19 protein-coding genes are annotated in these 21208 nt (G+C 56.4%); 12 read left to right on the top strand and 7 right to left on the bottom strand.

Annotated features, from left to right (window positions below; genetic code table 11):
* The first annotated feature begins 22 nt into the window (after positions 1-22).
* The 4 genes from B4A77_RS02525 (at position 23) to B4A77_RS02510 (ending at position 4020) form a co-directional block, all read left to right on the top strand.
* The gene (locus tag B4A77_RS02525; RefSeq protein ID WP_290725885.1) at positions 23-799 is read left to right on the top strand and encodes a thiazole synthase; all 777 of its coding nucleotides are present in this window, start codon (positions 23-25) and stop codon (positions 797-799) included.
* Positions 800-864: 65 nt separating this feature from the next.
* Positions 865-2478, top strand: a complete 1614-nt coding sequence (locus tag B4A77_RS02520) for a phosphomannomutase (RefSeq protein WP_290735701.1) — start codon at positions 865-867, stop codon at positions 2476-2478.
* A 30-nt stretch (positions 2479-2508) separates the two neighbouring features.
* The gene (locus tag B4A77_RS02515) at positions 2509-3231 is read left to right on the top strand and encodes a hypothetical protein (protein ID WP_173366346.1); all 723 of its coding nucleotides are present in this window, start codon (positions 2509-2511) and stop codon (positions 3229-3231) included.
* Positions 3232-3273: 42 nt separating this feature from the next.
* Positions 3274-4020 carry a YebC/PmpR family DNA-binding transcriptional regulator gene (locus B4A77_RS02510; RefSeq protein WP_173366345.1) on the top strand — a complete coding sequence of 249 codons (747 nt, stop codon included), beginning with the start codon at positions 3274-3276 and terminating at the stop codon, positions 4018-4020.
* A 76-nt stretch (positions 4021-4096) separates the two neighbouring features.
* Here the strand turns inward: B4A77_RS02510 and B4A77_RS02505 are convergent, their stop codons facing one another.
* The 6 genes from B4A77_RS02505 to B4A77_RS02480 are packed head-to-tail and all read right to left on the bottom strand — an operon-like array spanning position 4097 to position 10427.
* Complete coding sequence (locus tag B4A77_RS02505) at positions 4097-5215, bottom strand: N-acetylmuramoyl-L-alanine amidase family protein (protein ID WP_290737990.1); 1119 nt, start codon at positions 5213-5215, stop codon at positions 4097-4099.
* Positions 5216-5247: 32 nt separating this feature from the next.
* Positions 5248-5721, bottom strand: a complete 474-nt coding sequence (gene smpB, locus B4A77_RS02500; RefSeq protein WP_290737987.1) for an SsrA-binding protein SmpB — start codon at positions 5719-5721, stop codon at positions 5248-5250.
* A 3-nt stretch (positions 5722-5724) separates the two neighbouring features.
* The gene (gene obgE / locus B4A77_RS02495; protein ID WP_290737984.1) at positions 5725-6777 is read right to left on the bottom strand and encodes a GTPase ObgE; all 1053 of its coding nucleotides are present in this window, start codon (positions 6775-6777) and stop codon (positions 5725-5727) included.
* An 18-nt stretch (positions 6778-6795) separates the two neighbouring features.
* On the bottom strand, positions 6796-7818 hold the full coding sequence (locus B4A77_RS02490; RefSeq protein ID WP_173381959.1) for an agmatine deiminase family protein: 1023 nt from the start codon (positions 7816-7818) through the stop codon (positions 6796-6798).
* Positions 7818-8681 (bottom strand): carbon-nitrogen hydrolase, encoded by an 864-nt coding sequence (locus B4A77_RS02485; protein ID WP_173381960.1) that lies wholly within the window; start codon positions 8679-8681, stop codon positions 7818-7820. The genes B4A77_RS02490 and B4A77_RS02485 overlap by 1 nt, the downstream gene beginning before the upstream one ends.
* 51 nt (positions 8682-8732) lie before the next feature.
* On the bottom strand, positions 8733-10427 hold the full coding sequence (locus tag B4A77_RS02480; RefSeq protein WP_290737981.1) for a proline--tRNA ligase: 1695 nt from the start codon (positions 10425-10427) through the stop codon (positions 8733-8735).
* 335 nt (positions 10428-10762) lie between these two features.
* Here B4A77_RS02480 and B4A77_RS02475 point away from each other — a divergent pair, with 335 nt between their 5' ends.
* Genes B4A77_RS02475 through B4A77_RS02440 form a run of 8 tightly spaced genes read left to right on the top strand, consistent with a single transcriptional unit; the run spans position 10763 to position 18532 of the window.
* On the top strand, positions 10763-11365 hold the full coding sequence (locus B4A77_RS02475; protein ID WP_088627877.1) for an ATPase: 603 nt from the start codon (positions 10763-10765) through the stop codon (positions 11363-11365).
* A gap of 12 nt (positions 11366-11377) precedes the next feature.
* Complete coding sequence (locus tag B4A77_RS02470) at positions 11378-11935, top strand: DUF2764 family protein (RefSeq protein ID WP_072812537.1); 558 nt, start codon at positions 11378-11380, stop codon at positions 11933-11935.
* A gap of 17 nt (positions 11936-11952) precedes the next feature.
* Positions 11953-13710 (top strand): V-type ATP synthase subunit A, encoded by a 1758-nt coding sequence (locus B4A77_RS02465; protein WP_290737978.1) that lies wholly within the window; start codon positions 11953-11955, stop codon positions 13708-13710.
* Positions 13703-15004, top strand: coding sequence for a V-type ATP synthase subunit B (locus B4A77_RS02460; RefSeq protein WP_073322251.1), 1302 nt, complete (start codon positions 13703-13705; stop codon positions 15002-15004). Before B4A77_RS02465 ends, B4A77_RS02460 begins: the two co-directional genes overlap by 8 nt.
* 1 nt (position 15005) lies before the next feature.
* Entirely contained in the window at positions 15006-15638 is a 633-nt protein-coding gene (locus B4A77_RS02455) for a V-type ATP synthase subunit D (protein ID WP_073116472.1), read from the top strand.
* Positions 15635-17563, top strand: a complete 1929-nt coding sequence (locus B4A77_RS02450; RefSeq protein ID WP_290737971.1) for a V-type ATP synthase subunit I — start codon at positions 15635-15637, stop codon at positions 17561-17563. Before B4A77_RS02455 ends, B4A77_RS02450 begins: the two co-directional genes overlap by 4 nt.
* A gap of 39 nt (positions 17564-17602) precedes the next feature.
* On the top strand, positions 17603-18058 hold the full coding sequence (locus B4A77_RS02445; RefSeq protein WP_083535590.1) for a V-type ATP synthase subunit K: 456 nt from the start codon (positions 17603-17605) through the stop codon (positions 18056-18058).
* Between the two features lie 18 nt (positions 18059-18076).
* A complete protein-coding gene (locus B4A77_RS02440; RefSeq protein ID WP_072799628.1) occupies positions 18077-18532 on the top strand; it encodes a V-type ATP synthase subunit K in 456 nt (151 codons plus the stop codon).
* Between the two features lie 437 nt (positions 18533-18969).
* On the opposite strand, the gene nifJ is transcribed toward B4A77_RS02440, so the two are convergent.
* On the bottom strand, positions 18970-21208 hold a 2239-nt coding region (gene nifJ / locus B4A77_RS02435), incomplete at its 5' end, for a pyruvate:ferredoxin (flavodoxin) oxidoreductase (protein ID WP_290737968.1).

The raw sequence follows: 21208 nt of genomic DNA, 5'->3' as shown, positions 1-21208 counted from the left end.
AAGCGGAAAAAGGTAAAGTAAAATGGAAGAAAAAAAAGATACTCTCGTTATTGGAAATCATGAATTTACATCGCGGTTTATCTTGGGGTCTGGCAAGTATTCGCTGAAGCTGATTGAGGCTGCGGTGCGCGATGCGGGTGCACAGATTGTGACACTCGCGGTACGCCGGGCGAACACGAAGGACCATGAAAATATTCTGGACTATATCCCGAAAGGAGTGACCTTGCTCCCCAATACCTCCGGCGCCCGCACCGCCGACGAGGCGGTCCGCATTGCGCGTCTTTCCCGCGAGCTCGGCTGCGGCGATTTCGTGAAGATTGAAATCATGCGCGACACGAAGTACCTCTTGCCGGACAACTACGAGACGGTGAAGGCGACCGAGACGCTTGCGAAGGAAGGCTTCGTGGTGATGCCCTACATGTATCCGGATCTGAACGTGGCGCGCGACCTTGTGAACGCGGGGGCCGCCGCCGTGATGCCGCTTGCTGCCCCGATCGGGAGCAACAAGGGCCTTTCCACTCGTGAGTTTATTCAAATTCTGATTGACGAAATTGAACTTCCGGTTATCGTGGATGCAGGAATCGGGAAACCCTCCGAGGCCTGTGCCGCAATGGAGATGGGGGCCGCCGCGATCATGGCGAATACGGCGCTTGCCACGGCTGGCGATTTGCCTATGATGGCGCAGAGCTTCAAGCTTGCAATCGAGGCGGGTCGCAAGGCCTACCTTGCAGGCCTTGGGCGCGTCCTTACGCGCGGCGCTTCCGCGTCCGACCCGCTCACGGGATTCCTGCGGGACTAGTCCGCTCTGTCGCAGAAAAATTTTTTGCTAAATTAAAGGCGTTAAATTCAAATACAGGAACCGTTATGGAAAACATTACCCAGATTTGGAAAAAGATTCAGTCCCCCGAATTCAACCCGGCAACCGACATGGGCCTGGTCGAACAGGTAAAGCAGGTAGCGCTGACCTCCCAGGAGCCCGCCAAGGTGAGCTTCGGTACGTCCGGCTGGCGCGGTGAAATCGGTTCCGAATTTACGCTTCGCAACCTCCAGGTCGTGGGTGCCGCCATCGTTCGCCTCTACAAGGAAGCGACTCCTGAACTTTTCGAAGCTCTCGGCGTGAAGGATTTTGCCGAACTCCAGAAGCGCGGCGTGGTCGTTGGCCACGACAACCGCCTCCTCGGTCACGAATTCTGCGAGGCCGTTGCCGACCAGTTCGCGAAGGCCGGCGTGAAGGTCTACTACGGTGGCGAAATGCCGACTCCGGAATTCAGCGCCGCAATCGAGATGCTCGGTGCCGCCTGCTCCATCAACATGACCCCGAGCCACAACCCGAGCCACTACAACGGCATCAAGTTCAACCCGGCCGACGGCGGTCCCGCCGGTCCGGAAATCACGAACGTCATCACCAAGCTCAGCAACGAAATGATGGCCACCTGGAAGTTTGAACCGGTGGGCAAGGTTGACTGGGAACTCATCGACTCTCTCAAGATTTACAAGGAATTCCTCGTGAAGCAGGGAACCATCAAGTTCGACCGCATCAAGGAATTCATCAAGAAGGGCCGTCTGACCCTCGTGTGCGACCACGTGCACGGCTCTACCCGCCGCCGCCCGGCTGCGCTGCTCGACAATCCGGAATGCCTCATCACGCTCCGCAACGAGGATGACTCCCTGTTCGGCGGCATCGCTCCGGAACCGTCCAGCAAGAACCTCGAGAAGGTCCGCAAGGTGCTCGACGAAAGCAAGAGCGAATTCCGCCTCGGTGCAATTTTTGACCCGGATGGCGACCGCATCCGCTTCTACGACGGCACGCGCGAAATTGACATGAACCAGTTCGGTGCCATCGCGTTCCACTACATGGCAACCTGGCGCAAGGAACAGGGCTGCGTCGCGAAGTCCGTCGCGACCTCCAACTTCGTGAACATCATTGCCGAAAAGCTCGGCGTGCCTGTGATGGAAACTCCGGTGGGCTTCAAGAACTTCCGCCCGTGGCTCAGCCGAAATGCGAAGCAGAAGGCTCTCGTCGCATTCGAAGAATCCGACGGTATCTCCGGCCTCAACAACACGCTCGAGAAGGATGCCCAGTTCGGCCTCCTCATCGCTCTTGAAATCATGGCCGTTACCGGCAAGAACCTCGGTGAATACCTCGACGCCCTTTACGAAGAATATGGCCGCTTCTACCCGACCCGTTCGGGCTTCGAAGTCGACAAGTCCCTCGTGGGTGCTCCCTTGAAGGCCAAGGTCGACGCCATCGCCGAAATCGCGAAGCCGGGTGCAAAGGTCTTGGTCGGCAAGAACGAAAAGACCGTGAAGCAGCTCCTCACGCTCGACGGCGTGAAGGTCATCTTCGAAGACGACTCCTGGATGCTCGTGCGTCCGTCGGGTACCGAACCGAAGGTGCGCATCTACACCGAATGCCGTGAACCGGACGAAAAGGACCCGATGTTCGAGGCGGCGAAGGCGCTGTTCTTCAAGAATTAAGTGTTTTATTTGGGGAAAAGGAAAGCATATATGAAAAAAATACTGATATTACTTGTGCTGGCGCTTTCCATGGTGGGCTATGCACAGGAAGGTTCTATAAGGCCTAAGTTCCAGGCCTTCTCCGGTGCGTTGCTCAAGCTCAAGGATTCGGAGAAGGGTTTTTTGAAGTTCTCGCTGAAGGTGGATGTCGCCCCCTGGGCGTTCCAGGCCATCGGTGAGGTTCGAGCTCCCAACGGCGATCCCGAGCTTCTGCGCGAAGCCCTTTTCGAAGGCGAAGTCTATGCGGTTCTTGCCTATATTGACAATTCCCCCGTGGAAGTCAATGGCGAACAGTATAACGTGGGCCTCTTCGACATCATGCTCTACTATGATGAAGAACCGACCACGATCCGTAACCTGAAGTTCAGGCTGTTGCCTCCGGCCGATGACGATTGGTCGAAGGGAATCCTCAACGACGCTCTTGCTTCGGGCTCGCTTCTTGGCCAGATATGGAAGGGCAAGTACGAAAGGGCTATCACGAAGGCTTCCGCCGATCCGATTGACAAGCGCAAGCTTCAGTCCATGAAGAAGAAAAAGATGGAAGCGGAGGATTCCGAAATGTCTGTTGCCGAGAAGAGGAAACAGCGCATGAAGGATATGGCTGACGACGATCAGCCGAAGAAGAAAAAGAAAAAAATGTCCAACAGGGATGAATGCGACGACCCGAACCTTTCTCCGAGAGAAAAGAAGCGTTGCCGCATGAAGAAAAAGTAAAAGTTTCACTAAATCGAAAACCTGAATTATTCGAGGTAATCTATGTCCGGTCACTCCAAATGGGCCACCACCAAACGCAAGAAAGCCAAGACTGACGTCGCTCGTGCGAAGGCTTGGAACAAGCTTATCAAGGAAATCTCCATTGCTGCTAAGCTCGGCGGCGGAAACCCTGACGCAAACCCGCGCCTGCGTGCGGCAATTCTCAAGTCCAAGAGCCAGAGCTTGCCGACCAAGAACATCGAAAGCGCCATCGCCAAGGGTACGGGTGCAAACTCCGGTACCGAAATGACGGAACCGCTCTACGAAGGACGCGGCCCGGCCGGCATTGCCATCATGGTGCAGTGCCTGACCGACAACAAGGTCCGTACGGTTGCCGAAATCCGCAACATCTTCAACAAGAACAACGGTTCCATGGGTGAATCGGGCTCCGTTTCCTGGGCCTTCACCTACAAGGGCGTGATCATTGTCGACGCAGAAAAGTATCCTGAAGACCAGGTGATGGACCTCGTGCTCGAAGCAGGTGCCGAAGACATGTCCACCGAAGACGGCGTGCATGAAATCTCCACCTCTCCGGAAGCTTTCGACGCCGTTTCCAAGGCTCTCGAAGCTGCCGGAATCGAGATGATGAGCGCTGAAATCACCTACGTCGCGAATGACCCGGTCAAGCTCGGTCACGACGATGCCGTGAAGCTCCTCAAGCTCATCGACAAGTTCGAAGACCACGACGACGTCCAGGACGTTTACCACAACGCCGAAATCGACGAAGCCGACATGGACGCTGCTGAGTAAGCTCTATTCGTACCAGAATTTGAAAAACCGATTGCCTGGAGCAGTCGGTTTTTTTGTGCTTGAGGAGTGATGCGGCTTATCGCCCGAGAGTCTCGCGGTAGCTGTGCACTGCCGCCTTGTAGGTGCTCACGGCCTTCGCTATTCGGTCGGCGATATCTTCCTGGCCGGCCTTGCTCATCATGTAGGCCTCGTCGTCGAGGTTGCTGATGAATCCGATTTCGAATAGCACTGCGGGCATGAGCGCACCCACGAGCACCATGAACCCGGCACCTCCGACGCCTCCCGCCTGCCTGCGGATTTTTCCGCCGTCCATCGCCTTGAGCATTTCCTCGGTGAACATGTAGCTGTTCTGTTTATACTTTTCGAGACGGGCTTCCAGCTTGAACCATTCGATGGGGGAGAGTTCCTCTTTCGCGTTCTTTTCGCCGTAGAGGGTCGCCACCTTGTTTTCGCGGCGGGCTATCGCCTTGTCTTCTTCGCTTTCGGGGGCACGGAGCACGTACACGTGGTAACCCCTGATTTGCTTCTTGCGTTCGGGAGTCGCATCGACGGCGTTGCAGTGGAGGCTGATGAACAGGTCTCCATCCCACTGGTTCGCGAGGTTGGCGCGCTGCCCGAGTTCGATAAACACGTCCTTGTCGCGGGTCATTTTTACGTTGAACCCTTCTTTCACGAGCGCCTTTTTCAGGAGCTTGCCGATGGCGAGAACGAGGTCCTTCTCCTGCGAATTCTTGCCGAGAGCGCCAGAATCCTTGCCGCCGTGGCCGGGGTCAATTACGATGGTCTTGACTTCTCGGGTGCCCGCGGTCTCGTTCTTCGGCTTGGTTGCAGAAACCGCCTTCTGGTCTGCCTTTGCGGGCGCTGCCGCGGGTTCGGCCTTCGCGGAACTTGCCGAACCGGTCGAAGAGCTCGAATCCTTTGCTGCGGCTGAACTGCTGCTGGCAGGAACTTTCTTGAAAATCTGCTTCGCGTCCTCTTCTGCAATCCACAGGTGCCCGTCTTCGAGGACGGGGCTTGCGGATAAATCGATGGTTCCGCCGTTCACCGAAGCGAAGGGAATGCCGACTGCAAACTTGGCTGTGTCTTCCTTGGTGACGAGGATGAACGATTTCTGGATGGGGAACCAGTGGAAAGAGGCGCCGTTCTGTTTGGCGAAAGCTTCAGCATCGACGGCACTGACGTCGGCGAAGGACATTGCCCAGCCGATTATCAGCAACAGGGCGAAAACTAGCGGTGTGCCTTTGCGGCGCGGTCCATTTCCAGCTTCGCTTCGCGGTTGATTATATCCTGTCGCTTGTCGCGTTGATCCTTGCCTCTGCATATTCCAATTTCGAGTTTTGCCCGTCGGTTCTTAAAGTATAGTTTCAGCGGGACGATGGTGCAACCCTTCAGTTCCTTCGCCTTGCGCATTTTCTGGATTTCGTGCGCGTGGGCGAGGAGCTTGCGCTTGCGGGCGGGGAAGTGGTTGAACCTGTTCGCGAAAAGGTATTCGTCGATGCGGGCGCCAATGAGCCAGAGTTCGTCTTTCTTGTCGTCGACGTCGACCCAGGCTTCACCGATGGTGCACTTGCCGTCGCGGATGGACTTGACTTCGGAGCCGATGAGCATGATGCCCACCTCGAACGTCTCGTCGACGAAATAGAGGTGGCTTGCCTTGCGGTTCATGATGACCGGCGTGCTCTGTTGCTCCGTCTTTGCCATGCGCTAAGCCTTCTTGCCCCAGCCGCTCTTCTTGCCGCTGGCCTTGCTGCTTTCGAGGGCCTTCGATTCCCAGCCGACCTTCTTCTTCTGTACGTGCGGGACGGCCTCGTCGAGAGCCTGTACGAGTTCCTTGCAGCCGTCGCCCGTCATGGCAGAGGTCACGATGACCTTCTGGCGGTGTTTCTTGAATTCCTTGATGGCGTTCTCGATTCCGAGATCGTCCTTGTTGAGTGCAATCACGAAGGGCTTTTCGGCGAGCTTCGGGTGGAATGCCTTGAGTTCGCTCTTGAGCACGGTAAACTGCTCGTAGGCGTTCTCGGCAAAACCGTCGATGACGAACAGGAGCGTGTGCGTGCGTTCGATGTGCTTGAGGAACTGGTGCCCGAGGCCCTTGCCCTCGCTGGCGCCTTCCAGCAGGCCGGGAATGTCGGCGATCACGAAACTGTGGCCGTTCGTCTGCACGATGCCGAGCACCGGTTCGAGGGTGGTAAACGGATAGTCGCCGACTTTCGGGCGTCCGCTCGAAATCTTGTTCACGAGGCTCGACTTGCCCGCGTTCGGGAACCCGACCAGGCCCACGTCGGCCATGAGCTTAAGTTCCAGGAAAAGTTCGCGCTTTTCGCCCTTTTCGCCGGGCGTGCACTTGCGGGGTGCCTGCACCTTCGGGGTCGCGAAATGCTGGTTGCCCATCCCGCCCTTGCCGCCGCGCGCCGCAATCCATTTCTGGCCCGGCTGCGTGAGGTCTGCGAGGATGCGACCTTCGGAATCCTTCACGATGGTACCACGCGGGACATCGACGATGAGGTCTTCGGCGCTACGCCCGGTGCAGCGCTTCGCTCCACCCGGCTGGCCGCCCAGCGCCTTGTACACGCGTGCGTTGCCCATGTCGAGGAGCGTGGAATACTGCTCGTTCACCTGCAGAATCACGTGACCGCCGCGACCGCCGTCGCCGCCGTCAGGGCCTCCGAGGGGAACAAACTTTTCGCGGTGGAAGCTCACGATGCCGTCACCGCCCTTGCCGGAGCGCACTTCAATGGTTTTTTCGTCTAGGAACATAGGCCAAATGTAGAAATTTTAGAGGCTTTCGTGCTTGCTCATGCAGTGCAGGCTTCCGCCTTCCTCGATGACGGTGCGGCAGTCGAGTCCGATGACGAACCGGTCAGGATAAACGCTCTCGAAATATTTCTGGGCGACGGAATCGTTCTTGCATTTGTATTTGGGGTAAATTAGTCCGCCGTTCACAAAAATAAAGTTCATGTAGCTTGCCGGGAGAATCTGTCCGTCGCTTAGCTTTCGCTGCGGCGGGAGCGCAAGCGTGTCCACCTTCGATTTTTTTCCGTAATAGGCGCCGAGCCAGGTTTCTAGGAGGTATTTAGCCTCAGCAAGGATGGGGGCGTTCGGTCCCTTGCGGCTTGTATCCCATGACATGACGATGCGGTCCTTGGCGACGAATCTGGCTACGTTGTCGATATGTCCGTCCGTGTGGTCGCCGTTGAGACCGCGGGGAAGGATGAGCAGACTCTTGAGGCCGAGCATCTGGCATATCGCCTTGATGATCTTTGTCAGGTCTTCCGGCTTGTTGCGGTTCTTGCCTACAAGGCAGTCCAGTGTCGTGATTCCGAGACCATCCCCGTTTACTTCAATGGCACCCCCTTCGAAAATATAGGGAATGCTTTTGCCCTTGGCATATTTGAATGCTTTTGCAATTCTGGCGGGAATCTGGTTGTCGTTTTTCCAGGGCGGGAATTTTGCGCCCCACGCATTGAATACGGATTCAGAGACGGCTGTCTTGTTTCCCTTTTTTACGAAGAACGGACCATAGTCACGAATCCAGATATCATCGGTCTTGAGCGGAATGAACGTGGCCGGAAAAGGACGGTCGGCTACAGCGAATTTTTCTTCGGCTGTAAGGAAATCCAGTTTCGGGAGCAGCACGTTGACAGGCTGGAACTCGCTAATGGTACGGATGAGGTCGATGTAGAACTTGCGAATCTTGATTCCGCGTTCTCCGTGCCAGTTCTGCTTGTTGTGCGGGAAGGCTAGCCATGTAGCCTTTTGGTTTTCCCATTCGGCGGGATAGCGAATTTTCGTTGTCATTATTCACCCCAGATTTTGAGGATGTCCTTGTAAAGGTCGATGCGGCGGTCGCGGAAATGCGGCCACCAGCGGCGATTTTCTTCGGTTTCGGCGAGGTCGATTTCCACGGTAGAGACACCGAGAAAATCGGGCGCGCATTTTTCGATGAAGTATCCGTCGGGAGCGGCCACGAAGCTTGTGCCCCAGAAGGTCAGGTGGCCTTCGGTGCCGATGCGGTTAGCCGCCACCACGAACGTGCGGTTGGCAATCGCGTGCCCGCGCATGACGGTTGTCCAGCTGTCTTGCTGGCGCGGGTAGATTTCCTCGGGCTCAGAATCCATCCAGCCAATGGCCGTGGGGTAGATGAGCACGTCTGCGCCCTTGAGACTCATGATGCGGGCTGCTTCCGGGAACCACTGGTCCCAGCAGATGAGCACGCCGAGGGTGCCTGCGGATGTCTTGATGGGCTCGAAACCCGTGTCACCCGGGATGAAGTAGTATTTTTCGTAGAAGGCGGGATCGTCAGGAATGTGGCTCTTGCGGTAGAGGCCTGCAATGCTGCCGTCGCGTTCGAACACGAAGGCGGAATTGTGGTAGATGCCGCGGGCGCGTTTCTCGAAGAAGGGGAACACCACCACGGCGTTCAGTTCTTTGGCGATGCCCTGCCACTGCTCTACCAGCGGGTGGTCCTTCTCGATGGCGAGGTCAAAGAAGTCCGCGTTTTCCTCGAAGGGAAAATAGGGCGTATGGAAAAGCTCCGGCAGAACCACCAGGTCGTAGCCCTTGCCCTTGAGGGCGCGGGCCTGTTCCACGTACCAGGCGTTGTTGCTGTCGAAATCGCCTGTCCACTTGCCTTGCAAAGTTGCGACTTTAATCTTGCTCATAAGTCATCCCCGCGATTCTTGTTGTCATCCCCGCGCAGGCGGGGATCGCCCTTAATCCTTGAAGAATTCCTTGGCCTTGGCGACGACGTCTTCGACCTTGACCATGGTGAATTCCTTCTCATTGCGGAACTTCCATTCGACTTCGCCGTTCGCAAGGCCCTTCTTGCCGATGGCGATACGCACCGGAGAACCCCACAGGTCGGCGTCCTTGAATTTCACGCCCGGGCGTTCGTCGCGGTCGTCCACGAGCACGTCGATGCCGGCGGCTTCGAGTTCCTTCTCGAACTTCTCGGCGAGTTCCACGAGTTCGGCTTCCTTGCCAATCGGGACGATTTCCACCTGGAACGGGGCGATGGACTTGGGCCAGATCGGTCCGAAGTCATCGTGGCTGTTTTCCACGACGGATGCCATCAGGCGGCCCACGCCGATGCCGTAGCAACCCATGATGGCCGGAGCGGTCGTCTTTTCGGCGGTGAGGAACTTTGCGCCCATGGATTCGGAGAACTTGGTGCCGAGCTTGAAGATGTTGCCCATTTCGATACCGCGAGTTTCCGTAAGGAGTTCACCGCAGCAAGGGCACTTGCAGACTTCGGAAGCTTCGGCAATGTCGGCCACTTCGAACTTCGGGAAGTCGCGCTTCGGGTTGCAATGCTTGAAGTGGAAGCCTTCTTCGTTGGCGCCGGTCACGAGGTCGAAGGAATCGGCGATTGCTTCGTCCACGATGATGCGGGTGTCGTGAGAATTGATCGGGGAAGCAAAGCCCGGAACCATGCCGCAGGCCTTGATGAGGCTGTCTTCGGCAGGGTAAAGTTCCTTCGCCTTCAGTAGGTTGTGGAGCTTGATTTCGGAAACGTCGAGGTTGCCCGGGACAACGACCGTGATGAGCTTGCCTTCGAAGTCGAAGAACACGCACTTGGCAGTTGATTCGGCAGGCACGTTCAGGAACTTGGTGAGATCTTCGATGCTTGCGCAGTGCGGAGTTTCGACCTTTTCGAGAGCTGCATTTTCGTCGCCCTTGAACGGCACGCGCTGGAATTTGGCGATTTCGCGGTTGGCCTGGTAGCCGCACTTCTTACAAAGAATCAAGTAGTCTTCGCCGTTCGGAGTATCCAGCATGAATTCGTGAGCGACCTTACCGCCCATGATACCCGTATCGCTCTGCACCACCACCGGTTCAATGCCCACGCGACGGTAGATGCGCAGGTAGGCGTCGTATTCTTCCTGGTAGTGACGGTCCAGATCTTCCTGGCTGGTGTGGAAACTGTAGGCGTCCTTCATCAGGAATTCGCGAACGCGGATAAGGCCGCCACGGGCACGGGCTTCGTCGCGGTACTTGGTCTTGAACTGGTAGAGCATCACCGGCAGCTGCTTGTAGCTGTTGAGCACGTAGCGCACGAGGTCGGTCATGGCTTCTTCGTGCGTCATGGCGAGCACCATGTTGTGGTTGTTGCGGTCCTTGAAGCGCAGGAGTTCTTCGCCGATGGCCTGGTAACGGCCCGATTCGCTCCAGAGTTCGGCAGTCTGCACCACCGGCAGGTCCACTTCGATACCGCCAATCTTGTTCATTTCTTCGCGGATGATATTCACGATCTTCTGGATCACGCGGAAGCCCATGGGCATCATGGAGTAGATACCGGTAGAGACGGGCTTGATGTAGCCGCCGCGCATCAAAAAGATGTGGCTGGGCATGGTGGCATCGCTCGGCGTTTCGCGGAGCGTCACATAGAAATACTTGGAGAGTTTCATTTTTAGTCCTTTTTGGCGGGCCTGCCGCCGTATAATTTCGGAGGGGAAAGATAGAAAAATGAAACGTGGTCGTCCGATTTCTTCCAATGTCAAGAAAAGATGATTGAAAAGGAGGGCGGAATGGGTGCAAGAATGTTTGTAAACTGAATTTTACATCAAAAAGCGCTTTTTATCGCCAAAAAGCACCATTTCGTCTTTTTTTTCAAAAAATTTGCAGAATTTGGTATTTTTTTGCGAAAATAGCATATATATTACTATCGAAATTTTCTGGATTAGGGCTAGCAGGGCCGTTTTTTGTCGTGCATTCCCAATCCGGAGCGTAATTGGAGATATATATGGCAGAAGACTTGCAATACCTTATGGAACGCATCCAGAAAGATGCTGTCGATAAAGCAGAAAACGAGGCGGCGGCTATCATTGCCAAGGCCAAGGAAAAGGCGGCCGATATCGTGAAGGCTGCCGAGGCCGAAGCGTCCGCCCGTCTGGAAAAGGCCGACAAGGACGCCGAAGCGTTCACGGAACGTAGCGAACGCACCCTTGAACAGTCCGCCCGCGACCTTTTGCTTTCGGTAGGCAAGAATCTCGAAAAGATGATTATGGACCTGTTGAACCTCGAGGTGGAGAAGTCCCTGGACGAATCCACCGTCAAGAGCATGCTCCTCACGGTAGCCAAGTCCTATACCTCCGACATCGAAGTGGATTTCTCCGACGCCGATGCCCGTAAGCTCAGCTCCTTTGTGATGGGCGAGTTCAAGAAGCAGCTTTCCGCCGGCGTGAAGGTCGAAAGCGACAAGGGTGTCAAGTTCGGTTTCCGCATCAAGCTCGATGGCGGCAAGGTCACCCACGAATTTACAGAAGCTGCAATGGCCGACGCTCTTTCGGCCCTGCTCCGTCCGCAACTTGCCAGAGTGGTAAACGCTGCCGCACAGGCGAAGTAACGCGGGTACTTGATGAGCAGTCCTTCTTACTTGATGGCATCTCTTCCGATGATTGAGTTCGGCGATCCAGCCCCGCTCAGTATGGAAGATTTTCGCCACCGCTGCATCGGTGTGCTGTCCGAGCCGGAACTTGCGGCTCTGGACGCGCTTTTGGATGACGGTGAATGCGAAGAGTGCGACGACGAGTTCGTGCGCGCCTACAAGGCCCACGAAATCCAGATGAAGAACGTTTCGGGCAGGCTCCGTGCAAGCGCATGGGGGCCCGATATCCGTTTTACGGAAAAGTCCTTCCCGGGTTACGATGTCGCCTTTGCCAAGATGATTCAAGATGCGTTTGCCAAGTCGAATCCTATGGAAAAAGAGCAGGATATCGACAAGGCCCGTTTCTGGCTTGTGGACTCGCTTGCAGGTGTGGGCGAGGGTACCGTCAAGCATGTTTACGCTTATGCGATCAAACTGAAGATTTGTGAACGTTGGGCGCGCCTCTCCGAACAAGCGGGCGACGCTGCCGTGTTGAATGTTATTAATGCAAACGATCCTGCATACGCCCCTGCGGCGGCACAGGAATGACCGGAGGTCCATTTTCAATGGCTAGTATCGGAAAAATCATCGGCGTCAACGGTAACCTGATTCGCGTCAAGTTCGAAAGCGCCGTGTCCCAGAACGAAGTGGCGTATGCCAAGCTTACTCAGAAAAACAAGGACGGCAAGTCCGAAGTCATCCCCCTCAAGAGCGAAGTCATCCGTATCCGCGGTGACTACGCCGAACTCCAGGTGTTCGAAGACACCACGGGTTTAAAGACGGGTGACGAGGTGGAATTCACCGGCGAACTTTTGTCCGTAGAACTTGGCCCCGGCCTCTTGACCCAGGTCTTTGACGGTCTGCAGAACCCGCTCCCGAAGCTTGCCGAAGAATGCGGCTTCTTCCTGCAGCGCGGTAAGTATTTGAAGGCGCTCCCCCGCGACAAGAAGTGGGCGTTTACCCCGGTCGCGAAGGTGGGCGATGTGGTGGTCGCTGGCGATACCCTCGGCACCGTGCCCGAAGGCGTGTTCACGCACCGCATCATGGTGCCGTTCCGCCTGCTGGGCAAGTGGACTGTGGAATCGGTCTCTGCCGCTGGCGAATTCACTGTTGAAACTGTTGTTGCGAAGCTGAAGAACGACAAGGGCGAAACTCAGGACGTGACCATGGTGCAGACCTGGCCGGTGAAGATGCCGATCAAGGCCTATGAAGAACGCCTGCGCCCGAGCAAGCCTTTGACCATGCAGCAGCGCATTATCGATACATTCTTCCCCGTGATGCAGGGCGGTACGTTCTGTACGCCGGGCCCCTTCGGTGCCGGCAAGACCGTGCTCCAGCAGCTCATGAGCCGCTACGCCGACGTGGATATCGTGATCTTGGCCGCTTGCGGTGAACGTGCAGGTGAAGTGGTGGAAACCCTCCGCGAATTCCCTGAACTGATTGACCCGCGTACCGGCAAGTCCCTCATGGAACGTACGCTGATTATTTGTAACACGTCTTCGATGCCGGTGGCTGCCCGTGAAGCTTCCGTGTACACGGGCGTGACTCTCGCCGAATACTACCGCCAGATGGGCCTGAACGTGCTTTTGCTCGCTGACTCGACTTCCCGTTGGGCACAGGCTCTGCGTGAAATGAGCGGCCGCTTGGAAGAAATTCCGGGCGAAGAAGCCTTCCCGGCTTACCTCGAATCCGTGATTGCCGCCTTCTATGAACGCGGTGGCGTGGTTCGCCTGAAGGACGGCTCTACCGGTTCCGTGACGATTTGCGGTTCCGTGTCGCCTGCAGGTGGTAACTTCGAAGAACCGGTGACCCAGGCTACCCTGAAGGTGGTGGGCGCATTCCTCGGCCTTAGCCGTGAACGTTCCGACCAGCGCCGCTTCCCGGCAATCCACCCGCTGGATTCCTGGTCCAAGTACGAAGGCATCATCGACAGCAAGAAGGTTGCCGAAGCCCGTCACATCCTCGCAAACGGCGTGGACGTGAACAACATGATGAAGGTGGTGGGCGAAGAAGGTACCTCTATCGACGACTTCGTGATTTACCTGAAGTCCGAATACCTCGATGCCGTTTACCTGCAGCAGGACGCCTATAACGAAATCGACGCCGCCTGCTCCGCCGAACGCCAGAAGTACGTGTTCGACAAGGTTTACACCATCCTCAAGACCCCGATGAAGTTTGCCGAAAAGGACGTCGCCCGTACGTTCTTCCTCAAGCTTACTCAATCGACGAAGGACTGGAACCGTGTCAAGTTCGATTCCCAGGAATTTAAGGACCTTGAACAAAGTATTTTCGCTTCCGTGAAGGAGGTTTCCGCTAATGCATAATGTGGCATACCATCGTATTGAACGCATCGCCGGTTCCGTGATTACGCTCCGTGCCGAAGGTGTAGCAAACCAGGAACTTGCCCAGGTGACAAGCTCGTTCGGAACATCCCTTGCCCGCGTGATCCGCATTGACGGCGACATGGTGGACTTGCAGGTGTTCGCAGGTGCCCGCGGTATTTCCACCGACTCCGAAGTGCGCTTCCTTGGCGAACCGATGAAGGTTCCGTACAGCGAAGCCTTGCTTGGCCGCGTGTTTAACGGTGCCGGCAAGCCCCGCGACAACGGCCCCGAAGTGGACGGCGAACGCATTACTATCGGCGGCCCTTCCGTGAACCCTGCCAAGCGTATCATCCCGAAGACGATGGTGCGTACGGGTATCCCGATGATTGACGTGTTCAACACGCTCGTGGTTTCGCAGAAGCTCCCGATTTTCTCCATTGCCGGTGAACCTTACAACGAACTCCTTGCCCGTATTGCCTTGCAGGCCGAAGTGGACGTGATTGTCCTTGGCGGCATGGGCCTGAAGCACGATGACTACCTGTACCTGAAGGACTTCCTCGAAAAGAACGGTGCCCTTAGCCGTACGGTGATGTTCATGCACACCGCCTCTGACCCGATCGTGGAATGCTTGCTCGTGCCGGATGCATCCCTTGCCGTGGCTGAAAAGTTCGCTACCGAAGGCAAGAACGTGCTCGTGCTCCTCACCGACATGACGAACTTTGCCGACGCCATGAAGGAAATCGCCATTACGATGGAACAGATTCCGTCGAACCGCGGTTATCCTGGCGACCTTTACTCCCAGCTTGCTAGCCGTTACGAAAAGGCTGTGGACTTCGAAGGTTCGGGCTCCATCACTATCCTTGCCGTTACGACCATGCCTGGTGACGACGTGACCCACCCGGTTCCGGATAACACCGGTTACATTACCGAAGGTCAGTTCTACCTGCGTAAGGGCCGTATCGAACCGTTCGGTTCTCTGTCTCGTTTGAAACAGCAGGTGAACGGCAAGACCCGTAGCGACCACCGTACCATCATGAACACCATGATCCAGCTGTATGCAAGCTACAAGGAAACTTTGGAAAAGCAGTCCATGGGCTTCAACATGAGTAACTGGGACCAGAAACTGTTGAAGTATGGCCAGCGTTTCGAAAAGGAAATGATGGACCTCTCCGTGAACATTCCGCTGGAAAAGGCTTTGGACCTTGGCTGGGAAATCCTTGCTGACTGTTTCGCACCCGAAGAAACGGGTATTCCGACCAAGATGATCAACGAATATTGGCCCAAGAAGGGGTAATATGGCGAAGGTCAAGTTAACTAAAAACGCCCTCAAGGCGGAACGCGACGCATTGAAGCGCTTCCAGCGCTATCTGCCCACGTTGCTGTTGAAAAAGCAGCAGCTGCAGATGGAAATGCGCACGCTCCAGGAGAGGGTGATGGCAAAGCGAGAAGAGGAGGACAAGCTCCGCAAGAGCATGGCTTCCTGGATTTCGCTGTTTGCCGAACCCATCGAATGGTCAAAGTACCTGTCGGTGAAGGAAGTGCGCCAGGGCGAAGGTAACATCGCCGGCGTGAAGATTCCGACATACGACGGGGTAGATTTTAATATTTCGATTCCGGATTTCTTCACCACGCCCGTGTGGCTGGACGACGGTATCAGAAGCCTGCAGGGCCTGATATCGCTGCGTCTCGAACGCCGCGTGCTCGAGCGTCAATACGAGCTCCTCTCGAAGGAACTGCGTACCACGAGCCAGCGCGTGAACCTGTTCGAAAAGGTGAAGATTCCCGAAGCGAAGGAAAATATCCGCGTCATCAACATCTTCCTGGGCGACCAGCAGACGTCCGGCGTTGCCCGCAGCAAGCTTGCCAAGGGTAAGGCCACCGCCCGTACCGCTGCCCAGGATGCACTCGCGAAGGAGGCCGCCGCATGATTACTCCTATGAAGAAAGTGACGGTGCTGACGGTTGCAAGTGCAGTTGAGGAAACGCTCCAGGCGCTCCGTACGCTTGAAATTTTGCACCTCACGCCCCTCAAGGCGGCTGCAGGCGCCAAGTTGAACCATGCCCGCGGCGAAGTAAACCGCGTGCAGAAGGCCTTGGAAGTGGTGCCCGAAAAAGCCCCGAAGGGTGTGACTCCCGTGAAGGATGCCGCTCCTGCCGCAAGCCTTATCGATGAAATCCAGCAACTGGTTGCTGAAAGCAAGCAGGCGGAAATCGACAAGGAACAGGCCGAAGAGGAACTCACCAAACTTTCCATGTTCAAGAACCTGGACCCCGCAACGGCAGCAGCCCTGCAGGCGAAGGGTATCTTTGTCAAACTCTACCAGCTCCATGCCGGTAAAATCCCGTTCGAAGTCGATGGCGAAGGTGTCGTCGAAGAATTCGGCCAGGATGAAAACGGCAAGTACGTGGCTGTCGTGAGCAGGGGAGAAGCCCCTGTCGCCGTGAAGGGCAACTTCACCGAAATCTCGATGCCGCCCAAATCCCTTGCCGAATACCGCGAAATGGAAGCGAAAGCCAAGGAAACGCTTGTCCGCGTCGAGCGTCGCCTGGGTGAACTTTCGGGTGCCCGCGAATCTATCGAGGACAAGCTTCTCGAAGTGGGTGACGACTACCGCATGGTCGAAGCCGAAGCCTCGATGGTGGGCGACAAGAACGTCGCCGCCGTGCAGGGCTTCTGCCCTGCACCGCGCGTGGGCGAACTCGAGAAGGCCGCCCGCGAGCACGGCTGGGGCCTCCTGGTGGACGACCCAGCCGACGGCGACGATATCCCGACTTTGCTTACCTACAGCAAGCTCAGCCGCCCCATGCAGTTCCTGTACGATATCATCGGCATTTCGCCGGGGTACAAGGAAGTGGACGTGTCGGCCGTGTTCCTTTGCTTCTTCAGCATCTTCTTTGCGATGATTGTGGGGGATACCGCTTACGGGTTGCTCTTCCTCGGTTTGGCGCTTTTTGCCCGCAAAAAGATGCCGAAGGCGAACCCTGCTGGTTTCCACTTTATCTACCTCATGAGCATCGCCACCATCGTGTGGGGTGTCATCAACGCAAGCTTCCTCGGGCTCAGCCCCTCGCTTGCGGGGTGGACGTATTACCTGGACATCACCAACTACGGCTGGTTGCCTGAACCGCTGAAGAACGCGATGCTCTGGATTCGCACTAGCGCCCCGACTGACCCTGCGAAGTTCGAAGCCTACAAGGCCTTCGCCCAGTCGATTACGGTCTTGCCCGATAGCTTCGTGCCGAATGCGGCGGGTGCCTCCCAGATGCAGCATATCCAGCTGTTCTGCTTCTGCATCGCCGTGGTCCACCTGAGTATCGCTCACGTGTGGAACGTCTGCGTGCGCATCAAGCGCAAGGACTCCACGTTCATGGCGCAGGTGGGCTGGCTTATCGGCTGCTGGGTGATGTTCTTCCTTGCCTGCCAGATGGTGCTCGGTATCGACATGCCGAAGTTCGTCATCCCGATGTTCATCGTGGAAGCGGTACTCCTGGTGCTCTTTACCGTGCCGCCCAAGAGGCTCAAGCAGGACTTCATCAGCATCCCGATGCTCGTGCTCGACGTGGTGAACAGCTTTACCGACGTGATCAGCTACATCCGTCTGTTTGCCGTGGGCATGTCCGGTGCGGCCATCGCCGAGGCGTTCAACGACATGCTCTCGCCGCTGTTCGGCTCCGCTGTCGGTATCGCCGGTGCTGCCTTCTTGCTGCTGTTTGTGCATGGCCTGAACATCGCGCTTGCGGTCATGGGCGTTGCCGTCCACGCCGTACGTCTTAATACTCTCGAATTTTCAAATGGACTTGGCCTGGAATGGAGCGGATTCGCGTTCGCGCCCTTCGCCAAGCAGAAAAATTAAACCAAGGGATGATTCCCGCTACTTAATGAGGAAAAAACAATGGAACCGAATACAATGGTTACTCTCGCTAAAATGGGTGCTGCTGCCGCTCTCGGCATTTCGGCAATGGGCTCCGCCCTTGGTTGCGGAACGGCTGGTATGTCCGCCATCACCATGTGGAAGAAGGCTTATGCCCAGGGCAAGTCGGCCCTCTTCACGCTCCTGGTGTTCGTGGGCGCCCCGATTTCCCAGACGATTTACGGCATGCTGCTCATGAACTTCATCCTGAGCAAGGCTGCTGAATCCGGCTTTACCAACTGGGGCGGCTGCCTCGGCGCCGGTATCTTCGGCGGGCTTGGCATGATGGCTTCTGCCTGGTACCAGGGCAAGTCCGCGGCCGTGGCTTGCGACGCCCTCGGTGAAACCGGCAAGGGCATGGTGAACTACCTGATGGTGCTCGGTATTGTGGAAACCGTGGCCCTGTTCGTTCTCGTGTTCTCCATGATGGTGCTTTAATCCAGCGAGGTAACACGTATGGATCAAGCTCAACTTTTAACGCTCGCGAAACTCGGCGCGGTGGCGGCCCTGGGCCTTGCCGCGGTGGGTTCTGCGCTGGGCTGCGGGACTGCCGGCATGGCGGCCATCGGGGCCTGGAAGAAGGCGTATCTCAAGGGTAAGAACGCGCTGTTTACGCTGCTCATCTTCGTGGGTGCGCCGATTGCGCAGACAATCTACGGCATGTTGCTGATGATGTACATCCTGAACAAGTCTCAGGCGGCTCCGGCCAACTGGGCTGCATACCTGGGTGTCGGCATCTTCGGTGGCATCGGCATGATGGCCTCTGCCTGGTACGTAGGCAAGTCCGCTGCGGACGCCTGCAACGCCCTCGGCGAAACCGGCAAGGGCCTGGTGAACTACCTGATGGTACTTGGCGTCGGTGAAACCGTCGCACTGTTCGTCATGGTGTTCTCCATGATGCTGGTGTCGTAGGAATGGTGGCGGGGTAGTACCCCGCGTATGGTGTCATCCCCGCTATACGATACTTGGCAACTAGAATTGCGATGCAATTCGTTGCCATAGTAGAGTTATCCTCTTTGGGGAGAAGGCGGGGATCTCCTAAGAAAAGACGAGTGATGTCCAATCACCCGTCTTTTTTTGTACTTACCGAATTTTCCTATGATGTTGAAAACAACCTGAAAACAATGATCGTCCATGTTTCTGCACAAGGTGTTGAAACGACGATTGTCATAGAAATCTTAAAATTACGACATTCGAGAGACTTTCCTGACAAGTTGTTTGAATTTTAGTTTAATGTGAACCAAAAACACCCCGCCACTTTTTGAGTGACGGGGTGTTTTGTTTGTAAAGGTAGATCCCCGGTCATCCCCGTCAAGCGAGGACAGGCGCCGGGGATGACAAGTTGCGGCTTACAGGCTAATCAACCCTTCAGTATCCTTGCTCATGGCGTCGTAGAATGCGTAGCGTGCATCAACTTCCTTCTGGAGGTCGTCGGCGAGCTTCTTGGCCACTTCCGGATTGCTACGGGTGAGCTGCTTGTAGCGGTTTTCGGTGTAGATGTATTCCGCAACCGGGATCGTCGGCTTCTTGGAGTCGAGGATAAGCGGGGCCTTTCCTTCGGCGGCGAGAGCCGGGTTGTAGCGGAGCAGAGTCCAGTAACCGGAATCCACGGCCATCTTCTGGTGCTGAAGCTGGCTGTTGAGATCGAAACCGTGGTTGATGCAGGGGCAGTAGCAGATGATCAGAGACGGACCATTGTGAGCTTCTGCTTCCTGAAGAACCTTCAGGGCCTGAGCGTCGTTTGCACCGAGGGCGATACGGCCCACGTAAACGTTCTTGTAGCTCATGGCGATAAGGCCGAGGTCCTTCTTGCCGGCGCGCTTACCAGCGGCAGCGAAGAGGGCGACGGCGCCACGGTTCGTGGCCTTGGAAGCCTGTCCACCGGTGTTGGAGTACACTTCGGTATCGAGGACGCAGATGTTCACGTTTTCACCGGTTGCCATCACATGGTCGAGACCACCGTAACCGATGTCGTATGCCCAACCGTCACCACCGAAGATCCACACGGACTTCTTCACGAGATAGTCGGCGAATTCGTCGCGGAGGCTTACAGAAGCTTCGTCGGTTGCACCGGCGAGAGCTGCCTTCAGGGCGGCGACGTTTTCACGCTGGGCCTTGATGCCGGCTTCATCGTCCTGCTTCTGGGTCGTGAGCTTTTCCTTGAGTTCGGCAGGAACGTTCACGGCTTCGAGGAGGCTAAGAGCCTGCTTGGCATGCTTCGTGATAGCGAGGCGCATACCGAGACCGAATTCAGCGTTGTCTTCGAAGAGGCTGTTGGCCCATGCCGGACCGCGGCCTTCCTTGTTCTTTGCCCACGGAGTGGTCGGGAGGTTACCGCCGTAAATGGAGGAGCAACCCGTAGCGTTCGCGACAACCATGCGATCACCGAACAGCTGAGAAACGAGACGCACGTAAGCGGTTTCGCCGCAGCCTGCGCAGCTTCCGGAGAATTCGAACAGAGGTTCCAGGAGCATGGCCTGCTTGACGAGGCTCTTGTTGACCTTGGTGCGGTCGAATTCCGGGAGGTCGACGAAGAAGTCCCAGCACTTGCCTTCCTGAACCTTGATGGGTTCCTGCGGCACCATGTTGATGGCCTTCTTGGTCTCGTCGGTCTTGTCCTTACCGATACAGGCCTGCGTACAGACGCCGCAACCCGTACAGTCGTAGCTGGACACGGAAATGGCGAACACCGGCTTGTCGGAACCTTCGAGCTTGAAGCCCTTGGCGGCCGTGTACTTGAAGCCTTCCGGAGCGTTCTTCACGGCGGATTCGTCCACAACCTTCACGCGGATGGCTGCATGCGGGCAGACCATGGCGCACTTGCCGCACTGCACGCAAGCGTCCGGATTCCAGGACGGGATGTTGAGGGCGAGGTCGCGCTTTTCGTACTTGGTGGTACCGGTCGGGAACACGCCGTCGCAAGGCATCTTGGAGACGGGGAGGAGCTCGCCGTTGCCCTTGATGATTTCTGCGGTGACTTCGTTCACGAACTTCGGAGCGTCGCCGTGGATCGGAGCGCGGAATTCCTTCTTGCTGGTGACAGTAGCAGGAACCTTGACTTCGAACAGGTTAGCAAGAGAAGCATCAATTGCGTCCCAGTTCTTCTGGACCACTTCCTGACCCTTCTTGGCGTAAGTCTTTTCGGCGTACTTCTTGATGTACTTGATGGCGGTTTCGGCATCGAGCACGTTACCGAGCTTAGAGAAGAAGCAGGTCTGCATCACGGTGTTGATGCGGCGGCCCATGCCGGTCTTAGCGGCAACGGCGTAAGCGTCGATCACGTACACCTTGAGGTGCTTCTTGATGATTTCTTCCTGCACCGGACGCGGGAAGGTATCCCACACGGTGTCGGCGGAGTGCGGAGTATTCACGAGGAAGGTTGCGCCATCCTTCGCGTACTTCAGCATGTTCACGGATTCCAGGTGCGGAGTGTGGTGGCATGCCACGAAGTCGGCTTCGTTTTCGCCAATGAGGTACGGGGCGTCGATGATGCTCTTACCAAAGCGGAGGTGAGAGGTGGTCATGGAGCCGGACTTCTTGGAGTCATAGACGAAGTAGCCCTGTGCGTAGTTGTCGGTTTCGTTACCG

The sequence above is a fragment of the Fibrobacter sp. UBA3718 genome (assembly GCF_002371935.1).
Lineage (GTDB): Bacteria > Fibrobacterota > Fibrobacteria > Fibrobacterales > Fibrobacteraceae > Fibrobacter.
This window is presented reverse-complemented; position numbering and strand designations above follow the sequence as displayed.

Excerpts from the sequence above, each read along its gene's own strand:
- B4A77_RS02525 (WP_290725885.1), top strand. The coding sequence starts at position 23 with ATGGAAGAAAAAAAAGATACTCTCGTTATTGGAAATCATGAATTTACA.
- B4A77_RS02520 (WP_290735701.1), top strand. The coding sequence starts at position 865 with ATGGAAAACATTACCCAGATTTGGAAAAAGATTCAGTCCCCCGAATTC.
- B4A77_RS02515 (WP_173366346.1), top strand. The coding sequence starts at position 2,509 with ATGAAAAAAATACTGATATTACTTGTGCTGGCGCTTTCCATGGTGGGC.
- B4A77_RS02510 (WP_173366345.1), top strand. The coding sequence starts at position 3,274 with ATGTCCGGTCACTCCAAATGGGCCACCACCAAACGCAAGAAAGCCAAG.
- B4A77_RS02505 (WP_290737990.1), bottom strand. The coding sequence starts at position 5,215 with ATGTCCTTCGCCGACGTCAGTGCCGTCGATGCTGAAGCTTTCGCCAAA.
- smpB (WP_290737987.1), bottom strand. The coding sequence starts at position 5,721 with ATGGCAAAGACGGAGCAACAGAGCACGCCGGTCATCATGAACCGCAAG.
- obgE (WP_290737984.1), bottom strand. The coding sequence starts at position 6,777 with ATGTTCCTAGACGAAAAAACCATTGAAGTGCGCTCCGGCAAGGGCGGT.
- B4A77_RS02490 (WP_173381959.1), bottom strand. The coding sequence starts at position 7,818 with ATGACAACGAAAATTCGCTATCCCGCCGAATGGGAAAACCAAAAGGCT.
- B4A77_RS02485 (WP_173381960.1), bottom strand. The coding sequence starts at position 8,681 with ATGAGCAAGATTAAAGTCGCAACTTTGCAAGGCAAGTGGACAGGCGAT.
- B4A77_RS02480 (WP_290737981.1), bottom strand. The coding sequence starts at position 10,427 with ATGAAACTCTCCAAGTATTTCTATGTGACGCTCCGCGAAACGCCGAGC.
- B4A77_RS02475 (WP_088627877.1), top strand. The coding sequence starts at position 10,763 with ATGGCAGAAGACTTGCAATACCTTATGGAACGCATCCAGAAAGATGCT.
- B4A77_RS02470 (WP_072812537.1), top strand. The coding sequence starts at position 11,378 with ATGAGCAGTCCTTCTTACTTGATGGCATCTCTTCCGATGATTGAGTTC.
- B4A77_RS02465 (WP_290737978.1), top strand. The coding sequence starts at position 11,953 with ATGGCTAGTATCGGAAAAATCATCGGCGTCAACGGTAACCTGATTCGC.
- B4A77_RS02460 (WP_073322251.1), top strand. The coding sequence starts at position 13,703 with ATGCATAATGTGGCATACCATCGTATTGAACGCATCGCCGGTTCCGTG.
- B4A77_RS02455 (WP_073116472.1), top strand. The coding sequence starts at position 15,006 with ATGGCGAAGGTCAAGTTAACTAAAAACGCCCTCAAGGCGGAACGCGAC.
- B4A77_RS02450 (WP_290737971.1), top strand. The coding sequence starts at position 15,635 with ATGATTACTCCTATGAAGAAAGTGACGGTGCTGACGGTTGCAAGTGCA.
- B4A77_RS02445 (WP_083535590.1), top strand. The coding sequence starts at position 17,603 with ATGGAACCGAATACAATGGTTACTCTCGCTAAAATGGGTGCTGCTGCC.
- B4A77_RS02440 (WP_072799628.1), top strand. The coding sequence starts at position 18,077 with ATGGATCAAGCTCAACTTTTAACGCTCGCGAAACTCGGCGCGGTGGCG.